The organism is Streptomyces sp. AcH 505 (assembly GCF_000818175.1).
GTDB lineage: Bacteria > Actinomycetota > Actinomycetes > Streptomycetales > Streptomycetaceae > Streptomyces.
In genome coordinates, this window is record NZ_JTIY01000001.1 from 2,960,204 (window position 1) to 2,973,586 (window position 13,383).

The following is a 13,383-nucleotide window of genomic DNA, read 5'->3' on the forward strand; positions in this document are numbered from 1 at the left end:
CCCGCCGCGGCGCCGCGCCGCCAGCGTGGCGGGCAGCAGCCGGGCCGCCAGGTCGACCATGCCGTGCAGATGGGCCGCGCTCGGCGGGTCGTACGGGTACGCCACCGCCTCCGCGATGTCGGCGCCGTGCACCCAGCACTCGAAGGCGCGCTCCAGCAGCGCGTCACGCAGGGGGAGCGCGAAGTCCCCGTACGACACGGACAGCTCGGCCGCGCCCCGGCCGGCGAACGACACCGTACGGACGAGACTGTGACTCTGCTCACGCCAGCGCTCATGGGTGCTGCCGACGGCCGGCTGCCGCGTACCGGCCCGCCAGAACCGCTCCGTGCGCTCGGTGGGCGCCACGGGCGGCGTCCTGAGCCCTGCGGGGCGGCCTGCCCCGTGTTCCTCGGGCTCGGTGCCTTCAGGGTCCGTCAGCGGGTCGTCCAGGCCGAGCGCGGCGGCCACCAGACCGTCCACGGTGAAGAGATGGCCGATGACCCCGGCGACCGTGGTGTTCCGGGACACGGGCTTGTCGTTCTCGAACCACCTGAGCTGCACGGCCGTGTGCCACTCGGACTCGCCGATGTCACGCAGCAGCGCGTCGAGCCGAGCGGTCTCGGCGTCGTACGGAGCGGCCCAGTCGGGCACCGGTATCCGGGCGGGCCTGCGGCTGAGGCAGCTCGCCAGCACCCGGGAGCGCAGCCGCGGGTCGAGGTCCAGGCTGCGGTCGGTCCTGAGCAGTTCGACGGCGTCACGCAGCCGCAGCGCCTCGTCGGCGCAGGCCGCGCATTCGGTGAGGTGGTCCTCGACGAGGGTGGTCTCGTCGGCGGAACAGGCGGAGAGGGCCCAGGCCCCGAGGAGCGACATGAGCACGGCGTGCGGCACCTCTTCGTGCGGGACGTCTTCCTGCGGGACGTCTTCCCGCGCCTCGGTCCCGGCCGGTGGCTTCGTGCCGGCCGGTGACGCTGTATCGGCCGGTGCGGCGGTCGGCAGGGGCGGCGGGGTCTCGTCCGGGAGCGGGTCCAGGTTGTCCGCAGCCGGGCGCGGCCCGGGTATCCGGGGAAACCCGGACCCGCCGCTGCCGCTCGCTCCGTCGCCGTCCAAGGGTCCCGTCACAGCGCACGTCCGTCCGGCGGGGTGTTGGCGGCCGTCGACAGCAGCTGCAGACCCAGCCGCAGCCTGCGGCGGGTCTCCTCTTCCGTCACGCCGAGGTCTTCCGCCGTCTCACGGCAGCTCCTGCGCTGGTGGTACGCCAGGTCCAGTGCGGCCCGCAGCGGCGCGGGCATGGAGGTGACGATGAAGTCGGCGCGCGCGGCGGCCGACGCCCTGCGCACCTTCTGCTCCAGCTCGGCCGCCTGCGCCGGATCGACGTCCCGGGCGTCGCCGCCGCCCGCCTCGTACGCGGCGGTCTCCGTCTGACGCAGCCGCAGGACCGCCTGCCGGTGTGTGACTTTCGCCACCCACGACTTCATGGAGCCCTGCTTCGGGTCGTACCCGTCGGGGTTCTCCCAGACGTAGCCGAAGACCTCGCGGGTGACGGCGTCGGCCGCCGCGTCGTCGTCGAGCACGCGCTGGGCCTGGCTGTGGATCAGGGACGCGAAGCGGTCGTACAGCTCTCCGAGCGCGGCCGCCTCACCCCGCGCGAGCCGCTGTTGCATCCTGCGGTCCCAGCGGGGTGGTGTGTCCTTCGCCATCCGACCCCCCAACGCCTGTGGTTCTGCTTCGAATGTAGTCGGCATGACGGACAACGCACGCCCCTTTGCGTCAAGTGCGCCCCCGTCACGGCCAGCCTCGCCGGCAAGAGGTTTCGTCGTACGGGCACCGGGCAGGGGCCCCGGAACAGCGATCCGCGGAAGGGTACGTTCCGGATTGCTTCCGGACGAGGAAGGGTCCAGATCCGTGACGCTCAAGGTGGACGAGACGGCATTCGGTCCGTGGACCGTGCTGCACATCATCGGCGAGCTGGATCTGATCACGTCACCCGAAGTGCGCCAGCACGTCCACGAAGCGGTCGCCGCCGGGCAGCGGGATCTGGTGCTGGACCTGTCCGAGGTGTTCTTCTGCGACTCCAGCGGGGTCGGCGTCCTGATCGCCTCACGCCGGCTGATGCGCTCCTGCCACGGCCGGTTCCACCTGATCCTGCCCGACCAGGGCGCCGCCGAAGGCTCCCATGTCAACCGGGTGCTGGCGGCGCTGGGAGTGCGCCGTCTGTTCGATATCTATCCGGATGTGCCGTCGGCCGTCGACGACCGGGCTCAGCCGCTGTCCGCGTAAGTGGACACATCGCCCCTCAGGAGTCGTACGCTCCCGACATGGACAGCGCAGAATACGAAGGCAAGATCACTTCCCGTTTCGCCGCCTTCGACCAGGACCACAGCGGCTACATCGATCGCGAGGACTTCAGCGCGGCGGCGGCGGCTCTGCTCGCCGAGTTCGGCACGACAGCCCGCTCCGACAAGGGCCAGGCGCTCTACAGCGGTGCCGAGGCGTTCTGGCAGGGCATGGCCGGGATCGCCGATGTGGACGGTGACCAGCGGGTCACGCGGCTGGAGTTCGTCACAGGCGCTGTGAAGCGGCTGCGGGACAGCCCCCAGCGGTTCGCCGAGATCGCCCGGCCGTTCCTCAGCGCGGCCGTCGCCATCGCGGAGGAGAGCGACGGCGGGGTGGCGCTCGAATCGCTGGGCCGTGCGCTGCGCGTCCTGGGCGTCGACCCCGACCTGGCGGCCCAGGTGGGCCCCCGGCTCGACACCGACGGCGACGGGAAGGTCAGCGAGGACGAGATCCTCGCCGCGTTCGCCGAGTACTACGTCACGCCGGAGCCGTAAACCGCCGGAGTGCCGTAAACCGCTGGAGCGCCGTAGACCGCCGGATCCGTAGACCGCCGGATTCGTAGACCGTCGGCAACTCGGCCTGGACAGGCGGCAGGCGGCAGCTCTGGCCTGAGCACTCTGCTGCGTCACTGAGCGTGGTGTGCGCGCCGCCCACGGTCGATACCGGGTTGTGTCCTTACGGCGTACCGTCACAGGCCGGAGTCGTGTCACGGCTCCGGTACGCTCCGTGGGGTGCGAGAAGTTGTGAGGCGCGACGGTCGCGGTGTTGCCGGTACGGCGACTCCGGTGAGCCGAATGTGCGCCGCTCGCACGGTGCGAGGGCGCCGTACGCGCCCATGTTCGACTCCCCGCAATGTGCGTCGCACAGTATGCACCACGCGTACTCCTTCGCGCTGGAATATGCCCGAAGCGCTTGTTGCGGTGACTGTACGTCAACCATGCTGTCTCGCAAGGAAATCACGTTGTGTGACCCTGTCGAGGACCCTGTCGAGGCGCGAGGCGATGTGTCCGCCGGTTCGGATGGTGTGAGCGGTGCAGGTGCTTCAGGTTCAGTTGGAGGTCGGGCCCGACCCGGCGGAAGTGGGACGAGCCCGCAGGTGGGCCCGTTCGAGGCTCGTCGGCTCCGGGATAGAGGATGACGAGCCGGTCGCCGAGACGCTGATCCTGCTCATCTCGGAGCTGGTGACCAACGCGGTGGTGCACACGGGCTGCCCGGCCGTGCTGCGGATGCTGTTCGGGCTGGGGGCTGCCGACGCCGGGACCGTACGGGTCGAGGTCGCCGACCTCAGCTCCTGTCCGCCGACCCCACGGCACGCGGAGGGCGAGGACACCAACGGCCGCGGGCTCGAACTGGTCGACGGGCTCGCCGACCGCTGGGGCTGGCAGCCGGAGGGCGGCGGCAAGCAGATCTGGTGCGAGGTGGACCGGGTGAGCGGCTGTACGGCGGCGGCGGGGGAAGGGGCCACGGCTGCGGCTCCGGCTCCGGTGGTCGCGACGGCCGCCGCGGTGGCGTGCGAGTGCGAGCCGTCCCGGCCGGTCACGACGGCACGTCTGGCGTGAGCGGGCCGCCTCCGGACGCGGGGCGGCGGTGCGGCACGGCGCGCCAGCTGGCGACGGACTCCGCCCTGAAGGTGCGCCGGTAGACGGTCGGCGGCACGCCGAGCGCCGACTGGACGTGCTGGCGCATCGACTGCGCCGTACCGAACCCCGCGTCCCTGGCGACCTGGTCGACCGACAGGTCGGTCGACTCCAGCAGATGCCTGGCCCGTTCGACCCGCTGCTGCGTCAGCCACTGGCCGGGGCTGACGCCGGCCTCCTCGCGGAACCGCCGCGTGAAGGTCCGTACCGACATGGACTCCTGCTCGGCCATGTCGCGCAGCTGGATCGGCTCGTGCAGCCGGGCCAGCGCCCAGGCGCGCGCCGCCGTGGTCGTCGCCAGCTGCGGCTCGGGCACCGGGCGTTCGATGTACTGCGCCTGGCCGCCCTCGCGGTAGGGCGGTACGACGGTGCGCCGCGCGACGTCGTTGGCGACGCCCGTGCCGAAGTCGCGCCGCACGATGTGCAGACAGAGGTCGATGCCGGCCGCCACCCCGGCCGAGGTCAGTACGTCACCGTCGTCGATGAACAGCACGTCGGCGTCGACCTTCACCAGCGGATACAGCCGCTGGAAGTGCGCTGCGGAGGACCAGTGGGTGGTGGCGGGCCGGCCGTCCAGCAGGCCTGCGGCGGCCAGGTAGAAACTGCCCGTGCAGATCGACACCATGCGGGTGCCGGGCCGGATGTGGGCGAAGGCGGCGGCGAGTTCGTCGCTGAGGCGGCCCTCGGTATGGGCCGGGTCGGACTCGTAGGAGGCCGGGATGATCACGGTGTCCGCCGTGGCCAGCACCTCGGGGCCGTTCTCGACGTTGATGGTGAAGTCGGCGTCCGTACGGACCGGACCCGGCGCGCGTACGGAGCAGGTCACGACCTCGTACAGCGGCTCGCCCGCCGGATCTTTGGCGCGGTTGAAGATCCGCTGGGGGATGCCGAGTTCGAAGGGGATGACCCCGTCGAGCACGAGGACGGCGATCCGGTGCACGGGCTGGTTCGGCATGGTGGTCTCCTTCGCGCGCTCCACAGTACCCACTGGTGGTTTAGACCTTTACTTGATAAGTGTCGGGTCTGTGAATCAAAAGCAGCCGACCGGCGAGATCCTCGACCAGCCGCTGATGGCGGTGACGGAGGCGGACACCGGCCTCTGGAACAGGAACTTCCGGTACTTCTTCGTCGCCCGCACGGTCTCCCGCTTCGGCGACGGCATGGTGCCCGTCGCGCTGGCCGCCGGGCTCCTCGACACCGGGCACGGTGCTTCGGCGGTCAGCTTCGCACTCGGCGCGTGGATGGCGTGTTTCGCCGGATTCGTCCTGGTCGGCGGGGTGTTGGCCGACCGGTTCACGCCGCGCAGGATGATGGTCCTGGCCGACGCCGTACGGCTGGTCTGCGCGGTCGCGCTGGCGGCGCTGTTCGCCGGCGGCGCGCCGTCGCTCCCGCTCGTCTACGCGCTCAGCGCGCTGGGCGGGCTCGGCGCCGCCGTCTTCCAGCCGGGCGTGGCCAGCATGCTGCCGCTGATGGCGCCGGACGTGCAGCGCGGCAACGCGGTGCTGCGGGTCGCCGAGTCGCTGACGACGATGGCGGGCCCCGCCGTCGCGGGCGCGCTGGCCGGATTCGCCGGACCCGGCGCGATCTTCGGGGTCGACGCGGGCACGTTCGCGGTCAGCGGGCTCTGTCTGTTCCTGATCCGGATGCCCACGGCTGTGGTGCGCACCGGCGAGTCGATGCTCGCGGAACTGATCGGCGGCTGGCGGGAGTTCGCGGCGCGGCCGTGGCTGTGGGGGGTCATCGCCGTCTGGTCGGTGTACGGCATCACCGTGCTCGGCCCGCTCACCCCGCTGGAGGCGGTCGTCGTCACCGAGCGGCACAGCTCGGCGATGTTCGGGCTGATGATGACGGTCAACGGCGCGGGCAGCGTGGCCGGCGGGCTGGTGGCGATACGACTGCGCCCGCGCAGACCGCTGTTCGCCGGGACGTTCGCGCTGTTCGGCGTCATCGGGAACGTGCTGGTGCTGGCGTACGACGTACCGGTGCCGCTGCTGGCCGCCGGATTCTTCGTGGGTGGGGTGTCGCTGGCGTTCTGGCTGGTGATGTGGTCGACCACGGTCCAGACCCAGATACCCAACGAGGCGCTCAACCGGCTGCACGCCTACGACGTGGCGGGCTCGCTGATCATGCTCGCCGTCGGCCGGGCGCTGGCGGGTCCTGTCGCCGAAGCGGTCGGGGTGCGGCGGGTGCTGGTGGCGGGGGCGCTGATCAATGTGGGGGTGTGCGGGGTGCTGTTCGCGGTACGGGCGATCCGCGGCCTGAACCGGACGGCATGACTCCATGGCCCGATCATATCGAAGGGTGTCCCTCGGGCCACTCGTCGGGACGGGCGGGTTCGCGGATGCTGATGGACGTGACTCAGACAACCGAACGAGGCGCAGAGGGCACCCCGACCGACCAGCGCCGTGGGGCGACCGCCTCGCCGCGCCCGCGACGCGACCCGGGCCGGATCCACCGGGCGTGGTTCGTCGCCGCCGTGGCGTTCGTGACCATCATCGGCGGGGCGGCCTTCGCCTCGATGCCGGGACTGCTGATCGAGCCGCTGCACGCGGAGTTCGACTGGTCGCGCGGCACGATCGGCTTCGCCGTCTCCGTCAACCTCGCGCTGTACGGCCTGACGGCGCCGTTCGCCGCGGCGCTGATGGACCGGTTCGGCATCCGCCGGGTGGTGGCCATCGCGCTCACCATCATCTCGATCGGCTCGCTGCTCACGGTCTGGATGACGGCGGCCTGGCAACTGATCATGTGCTGGGGCCTGTTGGTCGGCCTGGGCAGCGGCTCGATGGCGCTGGCCTTCGCCGCGACCGTCACCAACCGCTGGTTCGTGGCCCGGCGCGGCCTGGTCACCGGCATCCTCACGGCGGCCGGCGCATCCGGCCAACTGGTCTTCCTGCCGCTGCTGTCCTGGCTGGTGGAACACCACGGCTGGCGGCCCGCCTCGATCACGGTCGCGCTGACGGCGATAGCCGTCGTCCCGTTCGTCTGGCTGCTGCTGCGTGACCACCCGGCGGACGTGGGCCTGCCGGCCTACGGCGCACCGGAGTTCGTACCCAAGCCGGCCCCGATGCACGGAGCGGCGGGCCGCGCGGTGAAGGTGCTGTTCAAGGCGGCCCGCACCGGCCCGTTCTGGCTGCTCGCCGGCACCTTCGCGATCTGCGGCGCCTCCACGAACGGCCTCGTCAAGACCCACTTCGTACCGGCGGCCCACGACCACGGCATGCCGATGACGGCGGCCGCCTCACTGCTCGCGGTGATCGGCGTCTTCGACGTCGTCGGAACGATCGCCTCGGGCTGGTTCACCGACCGCTTCGAAGCCCGCCGCCTGCTGGCGGTCTACTACGCGCTGCGCGGCGTCTCCCTGATCTTCCTGCCGATGCTGATGGCCCCGACCGTGCACCCGCCGATGGTCTTCTTCATCGTCTTCTACGGCCTCGACTGGGTCGCCACGGTCCCCCCGACGATCGCCCTGTGCCGCGAGTACTACGGCGAGGACAGCGCCATCGTCTTCGGCTGGGTCTTCGCCTCCCACCAGGTCGGCGCGGCCCTCGTAGCCTTCCTGGGCGGCGTCGCCCGCGACACCTTCGGCTCCTACGACGTGGTCTGGTACGCCTCGGGCGCCCTGTGCGCCGCGGCAGCCCTGATGGCCCTGGTCATCCGCCGCCGCCCCCAACTCCCCCTGAAGGTAAGCCCGTCGCCGGCCTGACCTGCGCGGCGCGCGTCGGTGCGAGGTCAGCTCAGGCTGGTGCGGGCTTTCAGGATGACCTCTGTGACGGCGTCGGGCTGGGAGATCATGATGACGTGGGAGCCGCGGATCTCGGTGATGTCCGCTCCCGCGCGCTGGGCCATTTCGCGGACCACGTCGCTGCCCGCCGCCGTGTCCTCCGTGCCGACCGCCGCCCACACGGGCAGGTTCCTCCAGGCGGGCGGGCCGCTCTTCTCGGCGAAGGCGCCTGCGGCGATGGGGCGTTGGGAGAGGCCGTACACGTCGGACTGCAGTTGGGGGAGGTCGGCGGTGAAGACCGAGCGGAACTTGGCGGCCTGGATCTGGAGCTCCGTGGCGGTCTCGGAGCCGTTGCCCGTCGGGTACTGGTACTCCTCCAGGGCGGTCGTCAGGACGCTGTCCTTCGAGCGGCCCACGATGTCGCCCAGCAGTTCGTCCTCGTCCGGCGCGAACGCCGCTACGTAGACCAGGCCGACCACGTTGGGCGTCCGGGTCGCGGCGTTGGTGATGACCGCGCCGCCGTAGGAGTGGCCGACGGCGAGGACCGGGCCGGGGATCTGGTTGATCATGCTCGCCACGTACGCGGCGTCGGCGGCGACCCCGCGCAGCGGGTTGACGACGGCTCGTACGGGTACTCCGGCGGCCACCAGGCGCTCGGTGACCGCCGCCCAGCTACCGGCGTCGGCGAACGCGCCGTGCACGAGGACGACGGTGGGGGCGTTCTGGGGGCTGGTCGGGTCGCTCATGATGCTCTCCTTCGAGAGATGAGCTTCATGTCCGGCGCGTCGCCGGTCATGTCGGACCTGGGCACATGGAATTTCCAGTTTGCCCCATTGGTGCGGATCGCGCGCAGCGAAACCCCCGGACGCCCGGACGCGCCGGGGGAGGTGGTGAACTGACGGGCAGTCAGCGAGCCGCTTTGGCCAGGGCCTTCGCTATGCGGTTCGCGTCGATGGACAGTTCGCGGAACATGCCGCTGATCGGGTTCGTGAAGCCCGTGAAGTACAGGCCAGGCGCCTTCGGCGAGGTGCGGGGGCCGTGGACCACCGGGCGGCCCCGGGGGTCCAGGATGTCGAGCGGGCCGACCAGGGGTTCCAGGGCGCGGTGGTAACCCGTTGCCGCGATCACCACGTCCGGGGTGATGTGGGAGCCGTCCGCCAGGACGACCTTCGTCTCCTCGAAGGACTCCACCGCCGCCACCGGTTCGACCCGGCCCTTGCGTACCGCCTTGAGCAGGCCCACGTCCTGGACCGGGATCGCGCCTTCGCGTACCCGGGTGTAGAGGCCGGTGTCGGGGCGGGGCAGGCCCTTGTCGGACAGGTCGGGCACGGCGAGCTTGGCCATCAGACGGCCCGCGCGGTCGACGAGGCGGGTCGGCAGGCGGCGGACCAGGATGCCCGTCGACTGGGCCGGCCAGCCCAGGGTCGAGCGGCGGACGATGTGCGGGACCGTGCGGATCGCCAGGCGGACGCGGGACGCGCCGCCCTCCGTCAGGTCCACGGCGATCTCGGCGCCCGTGTTGCCCGCGCCGACGACCAGGACGTCCTTGCCCTTGTACGGCTCGGCGTTGCGGTAGTGGCCCGCGTGCAGGAGTTCGCCGGTGAAGGAGTCCATGCCCGGCCAGGACGGCAGGCGCTCGGTGTGGTTGTAGCCGGTCGCCACGACCACCGCGCTGCCCGTCAACTGCCTGCCGCCGGTGGCGTGCAGCAGCCAGCCGGTGTCGTCGGCGGTGCGCTCGATCCCCGTCACCTCGACGCCGGTGACGATCTCCAGCCGGTGGTGCTCCGCGTACTTCTCCAGGTAGCGCACGACCTTGTCCCGGGGGACCCACCGGCCGAAGGAGCGCGGGATCGGCAGGCCCGGCAGCGAGGACATCCGGCGGGTGGTGTGCAGGCGCAGCCGGTCGTAGTGGCCGCGCCAGGACGCGCCGACGGCTTCGGACTTCTCCAGTACGACGGCACGTATCCCGCGCTCGCGCAGGGCGACCGCGACGGCGAGCCCGCCAGGGCCGCCGCCGATGACGTACACGGGGCGGTCGGTGGTGAGGTCGGTATCCGCGCGCATGAAACCTGAGCGTAATCTCGCGCTCATTTGTTGGGTCTCGGTCAAGACCTGAATCGGTTGCGAATCGATCACGCGCGCAGGGCCGTGCGAGCGCCACTGTGCCCGTAGATGTGTTGAATGGGCTGATGAGCGATCTCACCGACTCCGCCGTACCGCGTCTGCCGCCGCCCGGCGAGATCAGCGGATTCGGCGTACGGCTGCGCCTGTGGCGCGCCGGCGACGAGGCGGCGCTGCTGCGGGGGCTCAGCGACGCCGAGTTCCAGCGCTGGAACACCCCGCTGGTGCGGGTGCGTACGGAGGAGGGCGCCGCGGAACTCGTCCGGCGGCGCCGCGAGGGCTGGGAGCGCGCCGAAATGGCGCAGTTCTGCGTGGTGGCCGACGGGGACGGGAGCGGGAGCGGGGGAGGGGGAGGGGCGTACGGGCCGGGCGGCGGCCCTTACGGGCCTGACGGCGCGATCCTCGGCAGCGTCGGCCTCGGCATGCTCGATCTGCGCCAGCGCAGCGGCCGCGTCGGGTACTGGGTCCTGCCCGAGGCGCGCGGCCACGGCGTGGCCAGGCGCGCGCTGGAGGTCTGCACCCGGTGGGCGTTCGAGCAGGCCGGACTGCACCGGATCGAGCTGGGCCACGCCATCGGCCACGACGCCTCCTGCCGGATCGCCGAGCGCTGCGGGTACCGGTACGAGGGGACGCAGCGCGACGCGATGTTCCAGGAGGGCAGGCTCGACCTGTTCCGGGACGTGCACATGCACGCCAGGATCGCCACGGACCCCGCGCCCGACCCCACCGTGACTGCCACAAGGGCCGGTCAGGGCGAGACCGGTCAAAGTGAGACCGGTCAGGGCCAGAGCAGTTCCTTCTCCCACAGGTCCGGTTCGTCGTCGCGCCGGTAGCGCAGCCGGATGTGCCGTCTGCGATCGTCGCCCTGGAAGAACTCGACCTCGTCCGGGTCGAGGATGTATCCCGCCCACGACGGCACCGGCGCCTCCGGGTCGCGCTCGGCCCGTTCCCACGCGGCCTGACTCGCCTGTGCCAACTCGTCCGTCGAGGTGAGGACTTCGCTCTGCCGGCCGACGAGCGCCGAGGCCAGCGCGCCCGTCGAGCGGGCCCGCAGGTCCGCGTCGCTCTCCGATTCCGGCGCCGCGAAGACCCGGCCCCTGATCCTTACGGCCCGGCCCTGCGTCGGCCAGTAGAAGTTGAGCGCGGCATGCGAGCGTTCGGCCAGCTGGCGGCCCTTGCGGCTGGTCCTGTGCGTCCCGAAGTGCAGCCCCCGCCGGTCCGCGTCGTGCAGCATGAGCGTCCGTACGTCGGGACGGCCGTCGGCGTCGGCCGTCGCCAGGGTCATGGTGTGCGGTTCGGGCTGCCCGGCGGCGACCGCCTCGGCGAACCAGCGGCGGAACAGCTGCAGGGGCCGTTCGGGCGTCGTGGCGGGGTCGAAGTCGGGCAGTTCGTTCTCCCAGACCCGCTGGGTGTGCAGAAGGGCGCGGAACGCGTCCCGCTGTTCGTCCTGATCGTCGTCCATGCGTCCATTCAACCGGTCTGACGGTTGTCGCGCCTTGGGACGGAAGCGCCGGCGGGGATCAGCTGGTTGATCCGCCGCCGGCGTGACAGGACAGGGACCTTCACTCGGTGTCGCTTCGATGCGTTGGTGCCCTACGGGCTTCCGTCCGTTCCGACGGGCCCGCCGTTACTTGACGGGCTTCTTTCCCGTGATGCCCAGATGGACCAACAGGGCGAGGTTCGGGCGCAGTTCGGCCTGCTTCACACCCCAGGCCTGGAAGCCCTTCTGGTGCGAGGCGACGCCCGCGAGCATCACGACCAGGGAGCCGGCCACGGCGGCGGGGACGACGTCCTTGTCGACCTTGCCCTTGGACTGGAGCTCCTTGACCGATTCCGTAAGGGAGTTGGTGACGGAGTTCATGATCCGCGTACGGATCCTGTTGAACCGCTTGTCCCCTTCGGCCGCGCCGAGATCGATGACACGCAGAATCGCGTCGTGCCGGCGCCAGAAGTCGAGGAATCCCTCGACCAGTTCCTCGGCTGTCTGCCAGCCGGCCTTGCCGGCCCAGGAGCGGCCGGAGACCAGTTCGGTCAACCCGGTGCCTTCCTTGGCCATTTCCTCGGCGAGTTCGAGGACGGCGCCCTCGACATCCGGGAAGTACTGGTAGAAGGTCGCGGGTGAAGTGCCCGCCTTCCGGGCCACATCGATGACTTTGACATCCCGATACGGCGAGGAGCTGAGCATCTCGCCGAGGCAGTCGAGTAGCTTCTGTCGCGTCGCCTGGCCGCGCCGACCAGCCACGCGGCCGTCGACGGTGCGTACTTGTCCTGTCATGCCGTCAGCTTACCGACGGGTGATCGGAGCGCGATTTGGCCGACTGCAAATGGGTTTCGGCCGCCTGGTTCCGGTGCGTGGACGGGCCCCGATATCCACACTCATTAGTGTTATCAACAGCCTGTGGACAACTTCGGTGGACAAGTTCGCGCGGGACCGGGGATCGGGTGGGGACAATTGGGCAATTGTTCTATTTAAGCGGGAAGGGAGTGGCGCGAGGGCGTGGAGAGAGCAGGGAGGGAGCGGGGGGAGAGCGCGGAGAGGGCTGATGGGGTGGTGCGATCGGGACGAGACACCCCGTTCTGCCCCCGGGTTCGCAACCGGTGCCCCGGACAGGAAGAATCAGGGGGCACGGGGCCGTACCTTTGTGGCCCGTACGGGGAGGTGGCAGGCAAGTGGAGCAGCTGACGCAGCACGACCCGAGACGTATCGGCCCTTTCGAGGTGCTGGGACGGCTCGGAGCCGGCGGCATGGGGCTGGTCTATCTCGCGCGCTCGGCGTCCGGACGCCGGGTGGCGATCAAGACCGTACGGACCGAGCTTGCCGAGGACCAGCTGTTCCGGGTGCGCTTCACGCGTGAAGTGGAGGCGGCGCGCGCCGTCAGCGGCTTCTACACCGCGGCCGTCGTGGACGCGGACCCGCGGGCCGCCGTGCCCTGGCTGGCCACCGCGTACGTGCCCGCCCCCTCGCTCGAAGAGATCGTCAACGAATGCGGGCCCATGCCGGCCCAGGCCGTGCGCTGGCTGGCCGCGGGGATCGCCGAGGCCCTGCAGTCCATCCACGGCGCCAGCCTCGTGCACCGCGACCTCAAGCCGTCGAACGTGCTGGTGGTGGAGGACGGACCGCGCGTCATCGACTTCGGCATCGCGTCCGGCGTCTCCAACACCCGGCTGACCATGACGAACGTCGCCGTCGGCACCCCCGCGTACATGTCGCCCGAGCAGGCCAGGGACTCCCGCAGCGTGACGGGCGCGAGCGACGTGTTCTCGCTCGGCTCCACGCTGGTCTTCGCCGCCACCGGACACGCACCCTTCCACGGCGCCAACCCCGTCGAGACCGTCTTCATGCTGCTGCGCGAGGGCCCCGACCTGGCGGGCCTGCCCGCCGAGCTGCGGCCGCTCATCGAGTCCTGCATGCAGATGGACCCGCTGCGCAGGCCCTCGCCGGCCGATCTCCAGTCCCAGCTGGCCCCGCACCTCTTCGCCTCCGGCAGTGACGACAGCGGTACGGCATCGGCCTGGCTGCCCGATCTCGCCACGGCGATGATCGAGCGCCGCCGGGCCGGCGTACGCACCCCGTCGCCCGCCGCCGCCCGC

General features: G+C 71.1%; 15 protein-coding genes. 8 read left to right on the plus strand and 7 right to left on the minus strand.

Going from position 1 to position 13,383, the window contains the following annotated elements:
* A partial coding sequence (locus HY68_RS13585; protein ID WP_041988534.1) for a zf-HC2 domain-containing protein occupies nt 1–1,098 on the minus strand: 1,098 nt, incomplete at its 3' end.
* Complete coding sequence (locus tag HY68_RS13590; RefSeq protein WP_041988537.1) at nt 1,095–1,676, minus strand: sigma-70 family RNA polymerase sigma factor; 582 nt, start codon at nt 1,674–1,676, stop codon at nt 1,095–1,097. The genes HY68_RS13585 and HY68_RS13590, both read right to left, overlap by 4 nt.
* A gap of 205 nt (nt 1,677–1,881) precedes the next feature.
* Here HY68_RS13590 and HY68_RS13595 point away from each other — a divergent pair, with 205 nt between their 5' ends.
* The 3 genes from HY68_RS13595 to HY68_RS13605 all read left to right on the plus strand — a co-directional run bounded on the left by HY68_RS13595 (nt 1,882) and on the right by HY68_RS13605 (nt 3,872).
* Nucleotides 1,882–2,256 carry an STAS domain-containing protein gene (locus HY68_RS13595; RefSeq protein ID WP_041988540.1) on the plus strand — a complete coding sequence of 125 codons (375 nt, stop codon included), beginning with the start codon at nt 1,882–1,884 and terminating at the stop codon, nt 2,254–2,256.
* Between the two features lie 38 nt (nt 2,257–2,294).
* Entirely contained in the window at nt 2,295–2,807 is a 513-nt protein-coding gene (locus tag HY68_RS13600) for an EF-hand domain-containing protein (RefSeq protein ID WP_041988541.1), read from the plus strand.
* Nucleotides 2,808–3,344: 537 nt separating this feature from the next.
* A complete protein-coding gene (locus HY68_RS13605; RefSeq protein WP_078863590.1) occupies nt 3,345–3,872 on the plus strand; it encodes an ATP-binding protein in 528 nt (175 codons plus the stop codon).
* On the opposite strand, the gene HY68_RS13610 is transcribed toward HY68_RS13605, so the two are convergent.
* A complete protein-coding gene (locus HY68_RS13610) occupies nt 3,850–4,905 on the minus strand; it encodes a helix-turn-helix domain-containing protein (RefSeq protein WP_078863591.1) in 1,056 nt (351 codons plus the stop codon). The genes HY68_RS13605 and HY68_RS13610 overlap by 23 nt on opposite strands.
* A gap of 115 nt (nt 4,906–5,020) precedes the next feature.
* On the opposite strand from HY68_RS13610, the gene HY68_RS13615 reads away from it, so the two are divergent.
* On the plus strand, nt 5,021–6,226 hold the full coding sequence (locus tag HY68_RS13615) for an MFS transporter (protein WP_041995988.1): 1,206 nt from the start codon (nt 5,021–5,023) through the stop codon (nt 6,224–6,226).
* Nucleotides 6,227–6,297: 71 nt separating this feature from the next.
* Nucleotides 6,298–7,653, plus strand: coding sequence for an MFS transporter (locus HY68_RS13620; RefSeq protein WP_241778563.1), 1,356 nt, complete (start codon nt 6,298–6,300; stop codon nt 7,651–7,653).
* A 26-nt stretch (nt 7,654–7,679) separates the two neighbouring features.
* Here the strand turns inward: HY68_RS13620 and HY68_RS13625 are convergent, their stop codons facing one another.
* On the minus strand, nt 7,680–8,417 hold the full coding sequence (locus HY68_RS13625) for an alpha/beta hydrolase (RefSeq protein WP_041988547.1): 738 nt from the start codon (nt 8,415–8,417) through the stop codon (nt 7,680–7,682).
* 18 nt (nt 8,418–8,435) lie between these two features.
* Between HY68_RS13625 and HY68_RS46050 the strand changes: the two genes are divergently transcribed.
* The gene (locus HY68_RS46050) at nt 8,436–8,570 is read left to right on the plus strand and encodes a hypothetical protein (RefSeq protein ID WP_277816759.1); all 135 of its coding nucleotides are present in this window, start codon (nt 8,436–8,438) and stop codon (nt 8,568–8,570) included.
* 7 nt (nt 8,571–8,577) lie between these two features.
* Here HY68_RS46050 and HY68_RS13630 read toward each other — a convergent pair whose 3' ends face one another.
* Complete coding sequence (locus HY68_RS13630) at nt 8,578–9,735, minus strand: NAD(P)/FAD-dependent oxidoreductase (RefSeq protein WP_041988550.1); 1,158 nt, start codon at nt 9,733–9,735, stop codon at nt 8,578–8,580.
* A 125-nt stretch (nt 9,736–9,860) separates the two neighbouring features.
* Here HY68_RS13630 and HY68_RS13635 point away from each other — a divergent pair, with 125 nt between their 5' ends.
* Complete coding sequence (locus HY68_RS13635) at nt 9,861–10,625, plus strand: GNAT family N-acetyltransferase (RefSeq protein ID WP_063779640.1); 765 nt, start codon at nt 9,861–9,863, stop codon at nt 10,623–10,625.
* Here HY68_RS13635 and HY68_RS13640 read toward each other — a convergent pair.
* On the minus strand, nt 10,571–11,254 hold the full coding sequence (locus HY68_RS13640) for a pyridoxal 5'-phosphate synthase (RefSeq protein WP_041988552.1): 684 nt from the start codon (nt 11,252–11,254) through the stop codon (nt 10,571–10,573). The genes HY68_RS13635 and HY68_RS13640 overlap by 55 nt on opposite strands.
* A 165-nt stretch (nt 11,255–11,419) precedes the next feature.
* Nucleotides 11,420–12,067, minus strand: a complete 648-nt coding sequence (locus tag HY68_RS13645) for a TetR family transcriptional regulator (RefSeq protein WP_078863592.1) — start codon at nt 12,065–12,067, stop codon at nt 11,420–11,422.
* 395 nt (nt 12,068–12,462) lie between these two features.
* Here HY68_RS13645 and HY68_RS13650 point away from each other — a divergent pair.
* Nucleotides 12,463–13,383: serine/threonine-protein kinase (locus HY68_RS13650; RefSeq protein WP_157874441.1), on the plus strand; the 921-nt coding region annotated here is incomplete at its 3' end.